This is a genomic window from Devosia sp. MC532 (genome assembly GCF_016461625.1).
In the GTDB taxonomy this organism is placed as follows: Bacteria; Pseudomonadota; Alphaproteobacteria; order Rhizobiales; family Devosiaceae; genus Devosia.
On sequence record NZ_JAEMNZ010000014.1, the window covers coordinates 1 to 16,453 of the forward strand.

Consider the following 16,453-nt stretch of genomic DNA (forward strand, 5'->3'; position numbering starts at 1 on the left):
GTGGTTCTTGCGAGGAGCCCAAGACCCGATCCCATCCCGAACTCGACCGTCAAATTCCTCCGCGCCAATGGTACTAAGTCTCAAGACTTGGGAGAGTAGGTCACTGCAAGGTCTGCCAAAAACATAAATTCTCTCTACGATCATCTAAACCAAATACAAAAAGCCCCGCCCAAAGCGGGGCTTTTTGTGTTTCTAAGCTCCGCGCAATTGCCCCCACCTAACCTCCCCATAACCGGGGTAGGGACTGGAACGGTGTGCTGGGTTGGAGCTGCATGCCCGAAACAAGGCCCCCTCACCCGGCCCAAAAGGGCCGACCTCTCCCCGAGGGGCGAGGTAAGCAGGAGCCGAGCGTTATCCCTCAGTCTACCCCCACCCTCAATCCCTCCCCGCAAGGGGGAGGGAGGCAGAGCGGTTTGTGCTGCGGGATAAGTTGCATTAAGGCCTGGCTACGCCAGAGGACCGTCCTAGCTGTGCGAAGAGGTCAGAACTCTACGCCAACGGAGGAGGTGGGATGCGACTTGGGTGCTGCGTCGGACAAGGGAAAAGCCCCGCGCAACAGTGTACGCGGAGCTGAATTTTAGGCCTTTAGGGGCAGTCCCAGGGCGATCAGTTCGGACCGCAATTGGGCAGGGTCCTTGAAATGGATGCCCTTCATGCCAAACTTGCGTGCGGCAACAATATTGGGTTCGCTATCGTCGATGAAAACGCAGCTGTTTGGGGCCAGAGCATAGCGATCGCAGAAGGTGCGGTAGATGCGCGGATCGGGTTTGACCAGTCTTTCGAGCCCAGAGACGACAACGCCATCGAATTTTTCGAGGAACGGCCATTCACCCAAGCAGGTCATCCACTTCTCCCAAGAGAAGTTAGTAATGGCGAAGGTTGGGACGTCCTGTTCAATCAGCTCGTTGTGGATGTCGATAGTACCCTGAATGAAGGGACCAAAGGTCTCTTTCCAGCGCGTGTCAAAGGCTTGAATTTCGCGCCAGTATTTTGGAAAGCGAGTAACGAGCTTGGCAACGCCTTCAGAATATTTTTCGCCGGCGTCGAACTCCAAGTTCCAATCGCTGGTGCAGATCGTCTCGTGGAACCACTGCGCGTCTTCTTCAGTCTCAAAGAGCTTGCGGAACAGGTACATAGGGTTCCAGTCGACGAATACGCCGCCCAGATCGAATACGGGAATAATGTGGTCGTCCATGATCGCTTAGCTTTAAGGTATGGTCCCTGCTTCTGCCATGCAGTGTTGCATTGGGCAAGCAAGGCTATGGAGAGACGATCACACCCGTGGTGGTGCGGGGGATGTGATAGCTGGTGCGGTGCAGTTGCACCGCTTGGTCGATAACGACAGCGAAGCTTGGGCTGTATTCATAACTGGTTTCAGCGACGATGACCACGCGGCCAAGAGCGATATCCGTCATCTCTTGCGGTAGTGATATTGTAAAACCCTCTGCGGGCACGATTTGGCCGTCGCTATACTGCTTAGACCATTTGACCACAGCCTCTCCGTCCGCTGACACTTCAACGCCGGCAATTGTCTGAACGACCGTGGTGCTGTCGTAGGGATGCATAATGCCACTGGCCGCCTGGAAATAGTCTTCCAAAGTCCCCTGAGAGAGCGTGCCATTGGTACGCGCTACAAGATCACCGAGAGCACTGGCCGCAGTTTGGACTTTGCGGTCCAAGATGATGAGCGTGCTGCCCTCGACTGAGCCCAGATAGAGGACGAGCATGATCGGCATCGCGAGCGCAAACTCAACAGCGGCAACGCCGTTCTCGTTCGATAAGGTTTTGGCGACGAGAGAGCGGAGTTTGGAGCGCGCGCGCATCAGAAGGGCTCGTTCATAAAGACGAACGTCGAGCCAATGAGGCGCGTCCCATCCGCTAGGTTAGCGATGCTCAAAGGGCCAAGGGGGATCGGAACGGGATAGCGGAAGTAGGCTTGTACCATGACAACGCTGGACGCCCCTCCTGGGGCCCAAGTTTCTGGCGTGGTCCAATCGCACTCGGCTGGGCAGGTGATGTCGACGGGTATTGTTGGAGCGGTGCTTTTAAAGGTCTGGATCGTATCGACGCGCAGATGCATGTCCTGACAATCGCCGAAGAGACCATAGAGGCGGTCGCATATGCGTTTCTTGTATTCGTCCGTGCTCTGTTTTCGCGCTTCTCCAATGCGCACATAGCGCGAGGCGTCGATGACCGCGCTTTCAAGGACTTGGCTGGATATGAAGACCAGAGAGGTTTGTAAGATGGCAGCGATAAGCCCAAAGAAAGGAAACGCCAGCAGAGCAAACTCCACGGCGGTCGCGCCCCGCGTGTCGTGGAGTGCCGCATAGACTAGCTTGCGCCGTGAGCTGGCTCGCACCATTGAAGGGATGTCCTGAATTTGTCCCTGAGCAGAGTAGACTGCAGAACGCTAACGAGCCTTTCTGCATATTTGCGCAAATTTGATGAAAACGAGACCGTTCAATTGGCCGCTGATTGGATCAACTGCGCGGAGGCCAGTGCCTGTCCGGAGAAATTGGCATCGTCTCCCATCATGACGACAGGTTGACACACCGGGGCGCAGGACAGGCTGGTGCGATTGAGGCCCTGATAAACTGTCATCACCCCGGCCTGCAATTGCGTGACCTCTACAAGCGTGTCCGCAATCGGTTCGCCCATGGCGTCCAAAATGATGAGATTGGTTTGGCCGTAGCTTTTACCGGTGAGAACCAAAGTTTGAGGATCTTGGATCGTCACGTCTGCAACGCCGGGGTTGCCAACGATGACCGTCGCGGCTGGTGCATTGATGCGCAGAACGCGCGCCATATTTGCTTGTACAGTAATGGGTGAGCCGTCTTGGGCCATGATTGGGAATGGAATGCTCACGGCAATGATAAGCAGAGTAGTTGCGAGTGTGCGGGGCATTCCACCAAATCCTGAAGTTACTGTGGTCAGAGTGAATCTGGGCGAGAATGGTAAATACAAGGCAAATTTGTGGGCAATTTTATATTTCAGATATCGAATGGGGAGCGGTTCGCGGTGTTGTATGGAATTTTGCCATCCGAAAATTGTTCTGATTTCATCGATTGATGTGCGGTGTTGGTGAAAAACACGGCGATTGTGTTAACCAGAAAAACACCAAGACTACATGAGTACATTCGTAAGTTGTTGCTACCTAATGAGGATTAACTCTCTTTCAACTTGGTATGGGTAGTTTGTAGTCATGTTCAACCTGTGCTCGTCCCGTTGTGGAGAGCACGCCATGATCGCCGATGAGGAGCTTGGGTATGAAGATTTTTGCACGTTTTGCTAAGGACGAGTCCGGCGCAACCGCTATTGAATACGGCCTGATTGCGGCGCTTGTGGCCGTAGGGATCATTGCCGGTGCTTCCTTGCTTGGGAACAACCTGGGTGCGCTGTTTAACAATATTGGCGGAAAGCTAAACGTTACGGTTGGCTAAACTTCAGCGGTTCTAAGGATTAAAGGGGAGGTTCGCCTCCCTTTTTCTTTTTGTCGGGGTAAGTTCTAATTGTCTTACTTTGGAATTTTTTACTTTCCAGCGTTGATGTTTTTTGCAGCTATTTCGGATCTGTTCACAATGCGGATCCCCAATTGGCTGGTGTTGGGCGTTGGGCTTGCATTCTTCCCCGCTGCGATCATCGCCCAAATGCCCTGGGAGGCGATTGGCATACATGTGCTGTGCGCCTTTGCGGTCTTGGTCGTGGCCTTTGGTCTATTTGCTCTCAATGTGATTGGTGGTGGTGATGCCAAGTTTGCCGCCGCCACTGTACTTTGGTTGGGCGCCGGACAAGTGCTGCCATATCTGGTTTACGCTAGTGTATTTGGTGGCGTCCTAACGATACTAATATTGCTCTTAAGATCGCTCCCGCTGGAGGTGTGGATCACTCGGTTTGAATGGCTGAGTCGATTGCATAACCGGAAGAATGGGGTGCCTTATGGTATTGCATTGGCAATTGCCGCAGTTTTTGTTTACCCCGAAACTTTGATCTACAATCTCTTGGTCCAAAGCTAAAATTGATCAATATCTTTCTGGACTTGGCATAGTTGAAGCGTGTTCGTTTGGTTGTGATATAGAGGTGCGATTTTGAAGTATCTCAGATTGTTAACCTTAGTAATCAAGGCCTGATTAACCAAGTCTTGACCCTTTTATTTCATGGTCTACAAAGGAAGCTGGCCTTAGCCCGCTGAGCCTTTGGGGGGGTCATGAGACCGGCGCGTATCATTCTCATTGCTGTCGCGTTGATTGCCGGTGGCCTCGCCGCCATCTTGGTTACCCGCGGCGGCAGCACACCTGAGCCGTCTGCGCCTCAGGCAGTTGCCACTCAAATTGTTCCTGAAGCGAAGGTGCAGGTGCTTGTGGCAAGCCGTGGGATCGGCGTGGGTGAACGCCTGCTCGCCGAGAGCACCCAATGGCAGGATTGGCCTGAACAGGCGCTGCGGCCCGAGTTTGTGACCTTGACAGCCATGCCAGAGGCACAGACGGAACTCATCGGTGCAATCGCGCGGTTTGAACTCTTCCCGGGTGAGCCCATTCGCGAAGCCAAATTGGTTCGATCTGATAGCGGTTATCTGTCGGCTGTACTGGCACCGGGAAAGCGCGGCGTTTCGGTGGCGGTCTCTCCTGTGTCGAGCGCCGGCGGCTTTGTCGTGCCGAATGATCATGTCGACGTTGTGCTCACCACCCCGACCGACCTTGGGCAACAATCTGAACTGATCCTTTCCGATGTTCGCGTTTTGGCTATTGGCACGCGCCTTGGCGAGATGGGGCAGTCTGGGGGCAGTGAAGACCCAAATAACACCACTCCGCCCACGACCTTCGTGTCAGACACTATTGCTACCTTAGAGCTGGACCCGGGACAGGCGGAAACGCTGATAAATTCCTCGACCCGCGGCCAGTTAAGCCTGACCCTAAGATCGGTCGCTGACTTTAATCGGGCCGATGAGCAACGCTTTGGATCCAACCAGCCTGTTCGCCTGATCCGTTACGGGCGCGAACAGAGCGTTGTAACCAGTGCGGGGCAAGTGGCGCCCGTCCCTGCTGGCACCGCTTATGACTCCGCCAGCCTGCCAGAGGTTCAAACTGGTCCCGCCGCTCCGCAAGTTTTGCCGCAGTGAGAGTTCGAGAGTGATGAAAACGGCCAACACAAATCGATCATTGTCCGGTAGAGCGGCGACACTGGCCTTCGGGCTGGGTGTCGCGATGTTGTCGGCAACGGCCCTGTCGCCTGCTCAAGCGCAGTCACAGGCGCAGATTGCCATTCAACCCAGCGCCTATGGCGCCGTCCGCCCGTTGAGCATAGAACGCAACAAATCTCTGATCGTCGATTTACCTGCTGGTGTGGCAGAGGTCGTGGTCTCGCAGCCCGAGATTGCTGCCGCGATTATGCGCACCAGAACCAGAGCGATTGTTCAGGGCATGTCCTCGGGCAAGACCAATATCTTCTTCCTTGATGATGCCGGACGGACCATCCAGGTGCTCGATATTGCGATCAACGAGGCGGAGTCGGCGGTTGGAGCTGCGCTTCAAACCGCGCTGGCGCGTGTCTTGCCACACTCCAATATTCGCGTGGAATCCGTTCCCGGTCTCGATGGGTCCAGCCGTGTCGTCCTGACGGGCAACGTCCGCTCGGGTGAAGATCGTGAACGGGCCACCGCTGTTGCCACTCAATTCGCTGGATCTGCGGATAACGTCGCCAATATCTTGGACGTGGCGGGAGCCCAGCAGGTGATGCTGCAGGTCACCGTTTCCGAAGTGAAGCGCGATGTGGCCAAGCAATTCGGCATAAACTTTGGTGCTGCCTTCAATGTTGGAACGGCCAACCTCCTGCAATTCGCAACCACTCTGGTGGATAGTGAAAGCCCATATGGATTGAATGCAAGGTTCTCTGACAATGGTAATTCGGTCTTAGGCGTTATCCGGGCGCTTGAGGATAAGGGGGCGCTCAGGGTTCTGGCGCAGCCGACACTGACAGCCATTTCAGGCGAAGAAGCCAAGTTCCTCGCTGGTGGCGAACTTCCGTATTACTCCTATGATCCAGCGGAGGGTGGCGACGGCGGCGAAGGCAACAGATTGCAGCGGACCGTCGTATTTAAGCCTTATGGTGTCGAGCTCTCGTTCGAGCCTGTGGTGAAATCGAATGGGGTGATCGGGCTCAAGGTCGATACTTCGGTGTCTGAACCGCAAGCGGATTTCTCGCTCACCAAGCGGCAAGCCTCCACCTCGGTTGAGCTGCCGAGCGGCATGACGCTCGCCATCGGCGGCCTTCTGCAAGAGAGCACCAGCCAGAACATCAAACAGTTCCCGCTCTTGGGTGATATTCCTATCCTCGGCGCGCTGTTCCGGTCCCGCGAGTTCCAGACGCAACAGACCGAATTGGTGATCTTGGTTACCCCTTACCTCGTCAACGCGGCTCCCGCAGGCACTCTTGCGGTGCCGACCGACAAGTTCGCCATGAGCGGCGATGCAGAGGCGATCTTCCTCGGGCGTATTGAACATCAATACGGGGTCGGATCGACGGGTGAGTTCCGAGGCGGTTTCAGCGGCAATGTTGGCTTCGTTCTCGATTGAGTTGGATTGAGGAGCAGTGCGTATGAGTTTCCTGACGCCGGATAAAGCAAAGACTGAAGAGGTGGCGGCAGAGATCGCAACTGGCGCTCGGCTCGTGCCGCGCATCACTGTCCAGGCATTTTGCGAGAACACGCAGACAGCACAGCTTGTCGAAGCCGTTCTACAAGATCGACGCATGTCTAAAGTCGCGCTGACCACACACAACGGTGGCGTTGAAGGGGCGATAGAGACTTACAAGTCGAACCCGACGCCAAACTTGATCATCGTGGAATCGACCCTTACCCCTGGCGCGATCGTTGCGGCACTGGGGCGGCTGTCTGAGGTGTGTGACGCGGCAACACGAGTCATCGTACTCGGGCATGTCAACGACGTGCTCTTGTATCGTGAGCTGATCCGCAACGGCATTTCGGAATATGTGGTTCTGCCGGCTAGCCCACAGGAACTGGTCGCGGCCATTACCGAGATCTATGTTGCAGAGGGCGCGGCGCCCATCGGGCGAACGATTGGCTTTGTTTCCGCCAAGGGCGGGGCCGGGAGTTCAACTGTCGCGCATAACGTCGCTTGGGCAATCGCCTCCTCGCTCCGTCAGGATTGCCTCGTTATCGATATGGATTTGCCGTTTGGCACGGCAGGGCTGAACTTCAACCAAGATCCGCCCCATGGTTTGGGTGATGCGATGTTGGCGAGCCAAAAGGTCGATCAAACCATGCTTGATCGCCTGATGAGCAAGGCGGCCAACCACATCAGCCTGCTCGCTTCTCCAGCATCGCTTGATCAGACGTGGGATTTTGGCGAACGCGACTTCGAGCAGGTCATCGAGATCTGCCAGAAATCGGTACCCGTGATCATCTTGGATATTCCGCATGTGTGGAATAGCTGGACACGGCAGACATTGGCTTCGGTTGATGAAGTTGTGGTCGTGGCCGAGCCCGATCTGGCCAATTTGCGCAACGCTAAGAATTTGTCTGATGCGATCAAGATCATGCGCCCAACCGAGGCAGCACCCAAGTTGGTGATGAACAAAGTTGGCATACCGAAGCGTCCGGAGATCAATCCGAACGAGTTCGCGACGTCGGTGGAATGTTCGCTGATCGGGCAGATCGGCTTTGATGCACATCTGTTTGGTACAGCGGCGAACAATGGCCAGATGATCGCTGAAGTACAAGCATCCAACAAGATCAACGACATCTACCGTAGCATTGGCTTTCAGGTGACTGGTCGCGCAGTGGGGCAGGCAGCGGGGAAGGGCGGGTCACTGCTCAACCTATCCACCCTGTTCAAAAAGCGCGCCTAAGTCAGGCTTCGGCGTTAGGAAGTATGAGATATGTTTGGCAAGCGAACGACATTTGGCGGCAATACGCCCGGAGTTTCTGAGCTCCCGCGTCCAATCGCCAGCCCGCCACCGGGAGCGGTGTCGTCCCCTGCGCAACGCCGCCAGCCTGACGCAGACAGCTCTGCCAGTCGTGCGAAGAGTACGGACGACGTTCTCGACGTCAAAGCACAGGCTGAAAACCCGCGAGCCAAGGAATATTTCTCGACCAAGTCAGCGATCTTTAATGCGCTGATTGACTCGATTGACCTGAGCCAGTTGGCGACGATGGAGAGCCAGTCGGCGCGCGAGGAAATTCGCGACATCGTCTCCGAAATCATTGCGCTGAAATCCATCGCGATGTCGATTGCCGAGCAGGAAGATCTGCTTGAAGACATTTGCAACGACGTGCTGGGTTACGGCCCGCTCGAGCCGCTGCTCGCACGCGATGACATTGCCGATATCATGGTGAACGGCTCGCAGCGCTGTTACATCGAAGTCGGCGGCAAGGTCCGGCTGACAAACGTGCGCTTCCGCGATGATGCGCATTTGATGAATGTCTGCCAGCGTATCGTGTCGCAGGTCGGTCGCCGTGTCGATGAAGGCTCGCCAATTTGCGACGCGCGTTTGCCTGACGGATCACGTGTGAACGTTATTGCGCCGCCTCTTGCCATTGACGGCGCGGCGCTGACCATTCGTAAATTCAAGAAGGACAAGCTGACGCTTCAGCAGCTCGTCAAATACGGCTCGATATCGTCTGAAGGCGCGGAAGTGCTGCGCATTCTGGGCAGGGTGCGCGCTAATATCTTGATTTCAGGCGGCACGGGTTCGGGCAAGACGACGCTGCTCAACTGCTTGACAGCGTTCATCGAAAAAGACGAGCGGGTCATCACCTGCGAAGACTCTGCAGAATTGCAGCTCCAGCAGCCACACGTTGTTCGCCTTGAAACGCGCCCCCCAAACTTGGAGGGGGAAGGCGAGATCACTATGCGTGATCTTATCAAGAATTGTCTGCGTATGCGCCCTGAACGCATCATCGTGGGCGAAGTGCGCGGTCCGGAATCATTCGATCTCCTGCAAGCAATGAACACGGGCCACGATGGCTCTATGGGCACTCTGCACGCCAACTCGCCGAGAGAGGCGCTTTCGCGGTTGGAATCGATGATCACCATGGGCGGCTACTCGCTGCCGAGCCGCACCATTCGCGAAATGATCGTGTCTTCGATCGACGTGATCGTTCAGGCCGCGCGACTACGCGATGGTTCGCGCCGCATCACCCACATTACCGAAGTGCTGGGCATGGAAGGGGATGTGATCGTGACACAGGATATCTTCACCTATGACATCATGGGTGAAGATGCGAACGGCATGCTCCTCGGGCGTCACCATTCGACCGGAATTACCAAGCCTCAATTCACGGAACGCGCGCGCTACTTCAACGAAGAGGCCAACTTGGTGGAAGCCTTGGAGGCGTCCAATATTGAGCACCGCGAAATGGCGAGTAAGTAAAATATGACCACAAGCTTACTGCTCATCATTTTGTTCGTTGTTGCTGCCGGCGCAGTGGCCTTGGCGTTTGTCCCCGCGGCAGCGGGTGGCCAGCGCGCAAAGCAGCGCCTCAAGGTCTATCAAGGTGATGTCTCCATCAATCGGCGCGTTGCCGGGGAGAGCCGTGTCCGCGACAATCGGCGTAAAACGGTGCAGCAGGCGCTCAAGGCGCAGCAGGATGAGCTCAAAGCCAACCGTCGCTTGACCATTCCCGCCATGTTGTTTCAGGCGGGAATGACCACGACACCCGCTGCCTATATTCGCAACTCGATTATCTTCGGTGTTGTTCTTTTTGGGCTTTTGGTGGTGGCGCAGGTGCCGTTTTATTTTGCGGCCATCATTGCTGCCGCGGGTGGGTATCTGGGCCCGCGCTTTTACGTCATGCGTAAGCGCCGCAAGTATCAAGATCGGTTCTTGGACGAATTACCCAATGCCATTGAAGCGATTGTCCGTGGCGTTAAAACGGGTCTGCCGCTCAATGATACGGTGCGTGTTGTCGCCAAGGACACCAAGGAACCAGTTCGCTCTGAGTTTGGCCGCATCTTGGATCAGCAGGCTTTCGGCTTTTCGATGCAAGAGTCTATTCAGATATTGTTGGAGCGCGTGCCTCTGCCTGAGGTGAACTTCTTCGTTGTGGTTATCACCGTGCAGCAACAGTCTGGCGGTAACCTTTCAGAAGCCCTGAGCAATCTGGCGCGTGTTCTGCGCAACCGCAAAAAGATGAAAGCCAAGGTCAAGGCAATGTCGTCCGAAGCTAAGGCATCGGCGGCGATTATCGGCGCACTACCCATTGTTGTGGCCGTTCTGATCTCCGTTGTGTCACCAGCCTATCTGGCCCCACTTTTCACGACACCCGTTGGCAATGTGTGTTTGGCCGTTGCTGTGTTCATGCTGAGTGCTGGCGTTTTTGTCATGCACCGCATGGTTCAGTTCGAGATCTAGGGGGTAGCCGTGGATATCATTGGGCTGGTAACGCAACGCGAGTTTTTGATTGCGGCGCTCGCTGCCATCTCGGCGACGGCTGCCGTGTTCACCTTTGGGTCCAGTCTTTTGGTCAAGCAAGAGCTCAAAGGACGTATTCAGCGCGTAGCGTTGGAGCGCGAGAAAATGCGCGCCCAGGAGATGTCACGCTTGCGTGGGAGCTCTGCGGCAATTGCCGACCGAAGTTCAATCCGTCGCGATGACAATACCAAGGCCTATATGCGCAAGGCCGTCGATAGGTTCGATCTGCGGAAAGCCTTCCAGGACGAAAATACGCTCGACCAGCTGTCCATGGCTGGACTGCGTGGTCCGGCCGAGTTGACCAAATATCTCTTCGTGCGGTTCACGACACCGGTTGCCGTATTGCTGTTTGCGATCTTCTACTTAGTCGTCGTAGCGCCTGGTGATCGACCCATGTATCTGAGCCTCGCCTACTCCGTTGCGATTGGGGTCGTCGGCGCCTACTTGCCAGTGCTATTGTTGAAAAACAAAATCCAGAAGCGCCAAGCCTCTATCCGTCGCGCATGGCCAGATGTGTTGGACTTGATGCTGTTGTGCGTTGAGGCTGGCATGTCCATGGAGCACGCCATAAAGCGCGTTGCCAAGGAAATCGGCGGTCAGTCACCGCAGCTTGCCGAAGAACTGACGCTGACCAATGCCGAGCTATCATTTCTGGAAGATCGCTCACGCGCCTATGAAAACCTCGGCCGACGCACAGGGCTCGACAACGTTAAGGCGGTCATGACCGCACTTATTCAGGCCGATCGCTATGGCACCTCTGTAGGTCAGGCTTTGCGTGTCATGGCTGAAGAAGGGCGTGAAGCGCGTATGATGGAAGCGGAGAAGAAGGCAGCCGCATTGCCGCCGAAACTAACCGTGCCGCTCATCCTCTTCCTGCTGCCCGTATTGTTTATCGTGGTTCTGTCGCCAGCAATGATCAAAGTCTTCTCAGGCAGCGTCGCAAGCACGGTCGGCGGCGGCTAATCGAGGGCCTTAATCCTTGAGCAGGTCCCAACGGTTTTGCTGGGTCAGCAGCGCTCTGATGTAAGCCATGTTGGATTCCACTTGATCAGGCGGAAGCTCGGCGGCGTAGATTTTGCGCGCCTCATCAAAGCGTCCCTGTAGGCCGAAAACCAATGCCAGGTTTTGACGGGTCTGTGTCGATGCCCCTTGCATGCTGACGGCTTTGCGCAGGTGCTGCTCGGCCAGGCTCAGTTCATTGGTCATCGCATAGGATAGGCCAAGATTGGTTTCGATCGAGGCTTCGTTCGGTGCAAGAGCTGCGGCCTGCGTGTAAATGCGCCGGGCTTCGCTGTTCCGCCCCATCTGATCCAAGGTCGCGCCTTTGACCAACAGTGCGCTCCAATCTGGAGCGTCCGGACGCAGAACATTGTCTATGACGTTGAGAGATTGCTCAAACCGGCCCGCAGCCGTCAGAGCCTTGGCATAGGCAATGGAAATCGGAACGTCCTTGGGGTGTGCGGCAAGGGGCGCCTCTAAGGCCGCCATGGCCTGTTCCGGCTGGCCTATTGCGCGCAGATGGGTGGCGTATTGAATTGTATTGTTGCGGTCGCGCGGGTTGGACTTATAGCGCGCAGTCAGTTGCTCAAGCGTCGGTTGTTTTTGACTGGCCGCAAATGGCCCTGTGCCCGAACCATTGTAATTTCTCGTACTGGTACAGCCCGATAGCGTCACAGCCGTCAACCCAACAGCCAGAACACAATGAACCCAAAATCTATCGTATTTCACCCGAGGCATGGTTTCCTCCGGGACATGATCCCTTGTTTGGCAATAGATCATTAACCCTAATATTGGGTTAAACCTATAATGTTGCTATCAATTGCAAGGGGTCGGGTAGGTTTGTTTTCGTGCTCGATCATTCTGTTCTTGCGCAACGCGTTTGTTTTCCCCGTTAGGGATCCGATAGGCCATTTTTGTTCGGGAATTAGGCACTTCGCGCCGTTGCCAGAAAACTATTTCCGGAGTTGGATGGTGCCAGAACCCCGTTCGGGGCTAGAACACGCCAAAATAATCTGGAGAGTCTGATGGCCAAGACTTCGGCTACACCGGTCATTGCAATTGTTGACGGCGCTTTGGATGATGCCGCGCTTACCGATGTCCAACGCAAATGGGCGCAGGCGCATGGTTTCTCCGGCCAGACCGGCAAACTGCTGGCAGTTCCCGATGCGCATGGCGATATCACCGCATGGCTTTTGGGCATGGGTCCGAGCGAAAGTCTCAATCCATTTACGCTTGGTCTGGCTGGAAGCAATCTGCCCGAGGGCACTTATGCGCTGGAAGGGCAGTATGGCGACGCCACACAGGCAGCTACAGCGTTTAAGCTGGGTGCTTATCGCTTTGATCGGTATCGCGACGCCAAACCGAGCCCACAGCTAGAGATGCCCGAAGGTGCAGATGCTGATGAGGTTGATTTCCTCTCCCAAGGTGCTTTCCTCGCTCGCGACCTCATCAATACGCCCGCCAATGATCTTGGCCCGGATGCCTTGGACCAAGCCATTCGGGATTTCGCGCGTCGCAATGGCATGAAGGTTTCGGCCATTGTGGGTGATGACTTGCTGGGCGCAAATCTGCCACTCATCCATGCCGTGGGTCGGGCGAACGCTCAGGCGCCACGCTTGCTTGACCTAAGCTGGGGCGACGAAAGTCATCCTAAGGTGACGCTGGTGGGTAAGGGCGTCACCTTTGATACGGGTGGTCTGGATATTAAGCCTGCTGCTGGCATGTTGATGATGAAAAAGGATATGGGCGGCGCTGCCAATATTCTTGGCCTTGCCCATGCCGTGGTGAATGCGGAACTCCCAGTGCGCCTCCGCGTGTTGATCCCGATCGTCGAAAATTCGATCGCTGGCAATTCGTTTAGACCTGGAGACGTTATCCGCTCGCGGGCCGGGCTGACTGTTGAGATTGGCAATACCGACGCGGAAGGTCGTTTGATCTTGGCCGACGCATTGGCATTGGCGGATGAGGAAGCGCCTGATCTTCTCGTCGACATGGCAACGTTGACTGGGGCTGCGCGCATAGCGCTCGGACCAGAACTGCCGGCGACCTATAGCTCTGATCCTAGCCTTGCCTATGCCATGGCGAACCTTGGACCGAAGGTCGAGGACCCCGTGTGGCCGCTGCCGCTGTGGGCGAACTATGGAAGCCAGCTCAACTCCAAAATTGCCGATATGAACAATACTGGTGCGGGAGGATTTGGCGGGTCGATTATCGCCGCACTGTTCCTGCAGCGTTTCGTCAAAAACGCCGGCGCGTGGGTGCATATGGACATTTTTGCTTGGGCACCGGAATTGCGTCCGGCGCGCCCGGTCGGGGCAACTGACCAAGGCATTCGCGTGCTCTATGCACTGTTGAAGCAGCGCTACGGGGCTTAACGCCCCGTAGTTTAGTTGGTGATCAGGTCGATACCTGTGGTTTCTTCGATGGCGGCATCGGCAATCTCGGTGCCTGCCTTCGGGAACAGGAGTGGCGCCATAGCAAAGCCCACCACGACCAAGGCAACCATGCCAATCCCTGCCCACTTCTTGTGTTTCTCGATGAACTCGCCAGCGATTGGGCCGAAGAAATAGAAGAGACCGCATGGCACGAAGTAGCGCAGTCCGCGACCAATGATGCCGTAGATCACAAAGGTCCAGAGATCGAGACCGGCCACGCCACTGGTGATGGTGATGACCTTATATGGAATCGGAGACAGCGCTCCGATCAGGATCATCAGGGGGCCGTTGTCATTAAAGCTTTGACGCAGCGCGCCAAAGCCATCGGCGGCGCCGTAGAAATCGATAATGGCGCGGCCAATGCTATCAAACAGGAAATAGCCAATCGCATAGCCTGCAAGGCCTCCAGCAACGGAAGCGACCGTGCAAATAGCGGCGAGACGCCAGGCGCGCAGACGATCTGCAATGATCATTGGGGCCAGCATAATCTCTGGGAATACTGGAATAATCATCGCTTCGAGGAAGCACAGTGCTGCCAGAATGGGTTCTGCAAATCGGTGTTTGGTCGCCGTTTTAAGGCGATCATAAAAACTCACTTTGGCTGCAGTTTCGGACATTGAGCCTCCAAGAAATTGTTGTGACTATGCTGACCGTTAATAGAAAAAAGCGCTAGTACAAAAATGGGATCAGTACCCACGTTTGCGGTCGACGACGTTTCGGAGGGGCAGCCCGTTCCGATGGTCGTTTATCATCTGCGTAAAATAGCGAACCCCACTCCGTTCATCTGAGATCGCAGCGATGTGAGGTGTGATGTAGCAGTTTGGCGCGTCCCACAGAGCGCTTTGCTCTGGCAAGGGCTCGACTTCAAAGACGTCGAGGCTCGCTGCACCCAGAACTCCAGATTGTAACGCGTTCACAATATCGGCCTCGCGCTGATGCCCACCACGCGCCGCGTTGACAATGGCTGGGCCGCCCTGCAGCGTGCCCTTGCGGAGCTTGCTGAAGGTCTCGGCGTTGAGAATGCCGGTCGTTTCAGGGGTGAGGGGCAGTAGATTGACCAGAATGTCGGTATTGGCCAGGAAGGCGTCAAACTGCTCAGCGCCGACATAGCTCTCGACGCCCTCGATGTGCTTTGCTGACCGGCTCCAGCTTGAAACCTTAAAGCCGAGCGGAAGCAGGCGCTTGGCGGCGTCTTGTCCGAGCACACCCATGCCCATAATGCCCACGTGTGTTTCGTGGGCGGCAGGCGGATAATACTGTGCCCAGCGCCGCGCTTGTTGATCGGCGGCGAAACGGCTGAACTGCCGGTGATGCATGGTGACATGGGCAACGACATAATCGCTCATGCGCTGACTGAGGTCGTTGTCGACAAAGCGCACGATGGGGGCGTCAGGCAAATCAGGATGCTTGAGCAGCGCATCGACGCCAGCGCCGAGGGAGAGGACGGCGCGAAGTTCGGTTAGACCTTCGAAAGCGTCGGCCTTGGGCTTCCAAACGAAGATGTAGTGCACCTCCTTGGGGTTGAAATCATCCCCGCGGCGCACAACTGGATAATCGCCTAGCGCTGTTTGAAACGCCTTGGCCCAGCTTGCTTCATCAACGTCCGATAGGTGTAGCAGCAGCATTCCATGTCTCCCTCAAAACACAAAAAAGCCGCGCCTTGTTGAGGGCGCGGCTTCAAAGATTCTAGCTCAGTCGCAATCTTAGTTGCTGGTAGCAGGCGCCTGCTCAGCAGGAGTGCCTTCAACCTGAGTTTCTGTCTCAGTGGTAGTCGGGGTTTCGACAACCGGAGCAGCTTCAACAACTGGTGCGTCTTCAGCAGCAGGGGCAACAACTTCAGCAGGCGTTGCGGTGCCTTCAGTTGCTGGCGCAACTTCGGCCGCTGGTGCTTCTTCAGCCACTGGTGCGGCTTCTTCTGCGGCTGGCGCAGGGTCCGCAGCAGGAGCAGCTTCTTCAGCGCCGCCTTCAGCAACTGGGAATGGAGCTGGATTTGCAGACAGGGTCTGCAGGTATGCCATGATGTCAGCGCGTTCTTCAGCGGACTTTACGCCAGCGAAAGCCATCTTGGTGCCTGGAGCGTAGCCCTTCGGGTTCGCCAAGAACGCATCCATGTTCTCATAGGACCAGACCAGGCCATCGTTATGATGCTGGGTCATGATGTCCGAATAGGCGAAGCCGTCGGCATGTGCCTGTGGACCACCCATGATGTCATAGAGGTATGGGCCCTGCTTGTTTGGTTCGCCTTCAGCGAAGTTATGGCAAGACTGGCACTTGCGAACCGCGGTCGCGCCACGGTCAGCCGAAGCGCTGGCCAGCAGAACAGCGACTGGAACAGCCTGTTCAACTTCGCCGCCAGCCGCAGCATCGGCAACTTCTGGTTCGGGCAGGTTGTAGCCTGGCCCGTTGTTTTCGATCGGTGCATACACGGACTCGGCAAGGAAGCCGACTGCCATGATGAACAACAGGGTGCCGAGGACGGCGCCGAAAATCTTGTTTAGCTCAAACGAATTCATTTGGTCTCTCTGCCGGTCCATCCCCGGGGACAATTCCGGGCCAGCCCATTAGATACTCCATTTTGGAGAATCTGCCTC

Annotated in this window: 17 protein-coding genes and 1 rRNA gene; 10 read left to right on the forward strand and 8 right to left on the reverse strand. The window is 55.9% G+C overall.

Going from position 1 to position 16,453, the window contains the following annotated elements:
• A 5S ribosomal RNA gene (rrf, locus tag JHC09_RS15200) occupies positions 1-112 on the forward strand; the annotation flags it as partial.
• A 465-nt stretch (positions 113-577) separates the two neighbouring features.
• Here the strand turns inward: rrf and JHC09_RS15205 are convergent.
• The 4 genes from JHC09_RS15205 to JHC09_RS15220 all read right to left on the reverse strand — a co-directional run bounded on the left by JHC09_RS15205 (position 578) and on the right by JHC09_RS15220 (position 2,904).
• Positions 578-1,195 carry an HAD family phosphatase gene (locus JHC09_RS15205; RefSeq protein ID WP_199532662.1) on the reverse strand — a complete coding sequence of 206 codons (618 nt, stop codon included), beginning with the start codon at positions 1,193-1,195 and terminating at the stop codon, positions 578-580.
• A gap of 64 nt (positions 1,196-1,259) precedes the next feature.
• On the reverse strand, positions 1,260-1,823 hold the full coding sequence (locus tag JHC09_RS15210) for a TadE/TadG family type IV pilus assembly protein (protein WP_199532663.1): 564 nt from the start codon (positions 1,821-1,823) through the stop codon (positions 1,260-1,262).
• Positions 1,823-2,362: a TadE/TadG family type IV pilus assembly protein gene (locus JHC09_RS15215; protein ID WP_199532664.1), complete on the reverse strand. Its 540-nt coding sequence runs from the start codon at positions 2,360-2,362 to the stop codon at positions 1,823-1,825. The genes JHC09_RS15210 and JHC09_RS15215 overlap by 1 nt, the downstream gene beginning before the upstream one ends.
• A gap of 98 nt (positions 2,363-2,460) precedes the next feature.
• Positions 2,461-2,904 (reverse strand): pilus assembly protein N-terminal domain-containing protein, encoded by a 444-nt coding sequence (locus JHC09_RS15220; RefSeq protein WP_199532665.1) that lies wholly within the window; start codon positions 2,902-2,904, stop codon positions 2,461-2,463.
• 362 nt (positions 2,905-3,266) lie between these two features.
• Here JHC09_RS15220 and JHC09_RS15225 point away from each other — a divergent pair, with 362 nt between their 5' ends.
• The 8 genes from JHC09_RS15225 to JHC09_RS15260 all read left to right on the forward strand — a co-directional run bounded on the left by JHC09_RS15225 (position 3,267) and on the right by JHC09_RS15260 (position 11,391).
• Complete coding sequence (locus JHC09_RS15225) at positions 3,267-3,440, forward strand: Flp family type IVb pilin (RefSeq protein WP_199532666.1); 174 nt, start codon at positions 3,267-3,269, stop codon at positions 3,438-3,440.
• Positions 3,441-3,509: 69 nt separating this feature from the next.
• The gene (locus JHC09_RS15230; protein WP_282567701.1) at positions 3,510-4,013 is read left to right on the forward strand and encodes a prepilin peptidase; all 504 of its coding nucleotides are present in this window, start codon (positions 3,510-3,512) and stop codon (positions 4,011-4,013) included.
• Between the two features lie 191 nt (positions 4,014-4,204).
• Positions 4,205-5,116, forward strand: a complete 912-nt coding sequence (gene cpaB / locus JHC09_RS15235; protein WP_199532667.1) for a Flp pilus assembly protein CpaB — start codon at positions 4,205-4,207, stop codon at positions 5,114-5,116.
• Positions 5,117-5,129: 13 nt separating this feature from the next.
• Positions 5,130-6,569: a type II and III secretion system protein family protein gene (locus JHC09_RS15240; protein ID WP_199532668.1), complete on the forward strand. Its 1,440-nt coding sequence runs from the start codon at positions 5,130-5,132 to the stop codon at positions 6,567-6,569.
• Between the two features lie 22 nt (positions 6,570-6,591).
• Positions 6,592-7,863, forward strand: coding sequence for an AAA family ATPase (locus JHC09_RS15245; RefSeq protein WP_199532669.1), 1,272 nt, complete (start codon positions 6,592-6,594; stop codon positions 7,861-7,863).
• 30 nt (positions 7,864-7,893) lie between these two features.
• Positions 7,894-9,387: a CpaF family protein gene (locus tag JHC09_RS15250; RefSeq protein ID WP_169196602.1), complete on the forward strand. Its 1,494-nt coding sequence runs from the start codon at positions 7,894-7,896 to the stop codon at positions 9,385-9,387.
• Positions 9,388-9,390: 3 nt separating this feature from the next.
• Entirely contained in the window at positions 9,391-10,368 is a 978-nt protein-coding gene (locus tag JHC09_RS15255; protein WP_199532670.1) for a type II secretion system F family protein, read from the forward strand.
• 9 nt (positions 10,369-10,377) lie between these two features.
• Entirely contained in the window at positions 10,378-11,391 is a 1,014-nt protein-coding gene (locus JHC09_RS15260; protein WP_199532671.1) for a type II secretion system F family protein, read from the forward strand.
• Between the two features lie 9 nt (positions 11,392-11,400).
• On the opposite strand, the gene JHC09_RS15265 is transcribed toward JHC09_RS15260, so the two are convergent.
• Entirely contained in the window at positions 11,401-12,165 is a 765-nt protein-coding gene (locus tag JHC09_RS15265; RefSeq protein ID WP_199532672.1) for a tetratricopeptide repeat protein, read from the reverse strand.
• 287 nt (positions 12,166-12,452) lie between these two features.
• On the opposite strand from JHC09_RS15265, the gene JHC09_RS15270 reads away from it, so the two are divergent.
• Positions 12,453-13,802, forward strand: coding sequence for a leucyl aminopeptidase family protein (locus tag JHC09_RS15270; protein WP_199532673.1), 1,350 nt, complete (start codon positions 12,453-12,455; stop codon positions 13,800-13,802).
• A gap of 11 nt (positions 13,803-13,813) precedes the next feature.
• On the opposite strand, the gene JHC09_RS15275 is transcribed toward JHC09_RS15270, so the two are convergent.
• The 3 genes from JHC09_RS15275 to JHC09_RS15285 all read right to left on the reverse strand — a co-directional run bounded on the left by JHC09_RS15275 (position 13,814) and on the right by JHC09_RS15285 (position 16,375).
• Positions 13,814-14,479: a YqaA family protein gene (locus JHC09_RS15275; RefSeq protein WP_169196607.1), complete on the reverse strand. Its 666-nt coding sequence runs from the start codon at positions 14,477-14,479 to the stop codon at positions 13,814-13,816.
• Between the two features lie 69 nt (positions 14,480-14,548).
• A complete protein-coding gene (locus JHC09_RS15280; RefSeq protein ID WP_199532674.1) occupies positions 14,549-15,487 on the reverse strand; it encodes a glyoxylate/hydroxypyruvate reductase A in 939 nt (312 codons plus the stop codon).
• Between the two features lie 78 nt (positions 15,488-15,565).
• The gene (locus JHC09_RS15285) at positions 15,566-16,375 is read right to left on the reverse strand and encodes a cytochrome c family protein (protein WP_199532675.1); all 810 of its coding nucleotides are present in this window, start codon (positions 16,373-16,375) and stop codon (positions 15,566-15,568) included.
• Positions 16,376-16,453: the final 78 nt, after the last annotated feature.

Excerpts from the sequence above, each read along its gene's own strand:
- JHC09_RS15205 (WP_199532662.1), bottom strand. The coding sequence starts at position 1,195 with ATGGACGACCACATTATTCCCGTATTCGATCTGGGCGGCGTATTCGTC.
- JHC09_RS15210 (WP_199532663.1), bottom strand. The coding sequence starts at position 1,823 with ATGCGCGCGCGCTCCAAACTCCGCTCTCTCGTCGCCAAAACCTTATCG.
- JHC09_RS15215 (WP_199532664.1), bottom strand. The coding sequence starts at position 2,362 with ATGGTGCGAGCCAGCTCACGGCGCAAGCTAGTCTATGCGGCACTCCAC.
- JHC09_RS15220 (WP_199532665.1), bottom strand. The coding sequence starts at position 2,904 with ATGCCCCGCACACTCGCAACTACTCTGCTTATCATTGCCGTGAGCATT.
- JHC09_RS15225 (WP_199532666.1), top strand. The coding sequence starts at position 3,267 with ATGAAGATTTTTGCACGTTTTGCTAAGGACGAGTCCGGCGCAACCGCT.
- cpaB (WP_199532667.1), top strand. The coding sequence starts at position 4,205 with ATGAGACCGGCGCGTATCATTCTCATTGCTGTCGCGTTGATTGCCGGT.
- JHC09_RS15240 (WP_199532668.1), top strand. The coding sequence starts at position 5,130 with ATGAAAACGGCCAACACAAATCGATCATTGTCCGGTAGAGCGGCGACA.
- JHC09_RS15245 (WP_199532669.1), top strand. The coding sequence starts at position 6,592 with ATGAGTTTCCTGACGCCGGATAAAGCAAAGACTGAAGAGGTGGCGGCA.
- JHC09_RS15250 (WP_169196602.1), top strand. The coding sequence starts at position 7,894 with ATGTTTGGCAAGCGAACGACATTTGGCGGCAATACGCCCGGAGTTTCT.
- JHC09_RS15255 (WP_199532670.1), top strand. The coding sequence starts at position 9,391 with ATGACCACAAGCTTACTGCTCATCATTTTGTTCGTTGTTGCTGCCGGC.
- JHC09_RS15265 (WP_199532672.1), bottom strand. The coding sequence starts at position 12,165 with ATGCCTCGGGTGAAATACGATAGATTTTGGGTTCATTGTGTTCTGGCT.
- JHC09_RS15270 (WP_199532673.1), top strand. The coding sequence starts at position 12,453 with ATGGCCAAGACTTCGGCTACACCGGTCATTGCAATTGTTGACGGCGCT.
- JHC09_RS15275 (WP_169196607.1), bottom strand. The coding sequence starts at position 14,479 with ATGTCCGAAACTGCAGCCAAAGTGAGTTTTTATGATCGCCTTAAAACG.
- JHC09_RS15280 (WP_199532674.1), bottom strand. The coding sequence starts at position 15,487 with ATGCTGCTGCTACACCTATCGGACGTTGATGAAGCAAGCTGGGCCAAG.
- JHC09_RS15285 (WP_199532675.1), bottom strand. The coding sequence starts at position 16,375 with ATGAATTCGTTTGAGCTAAACAAGATTTTCGGCGCCGTCCTCGGCACC.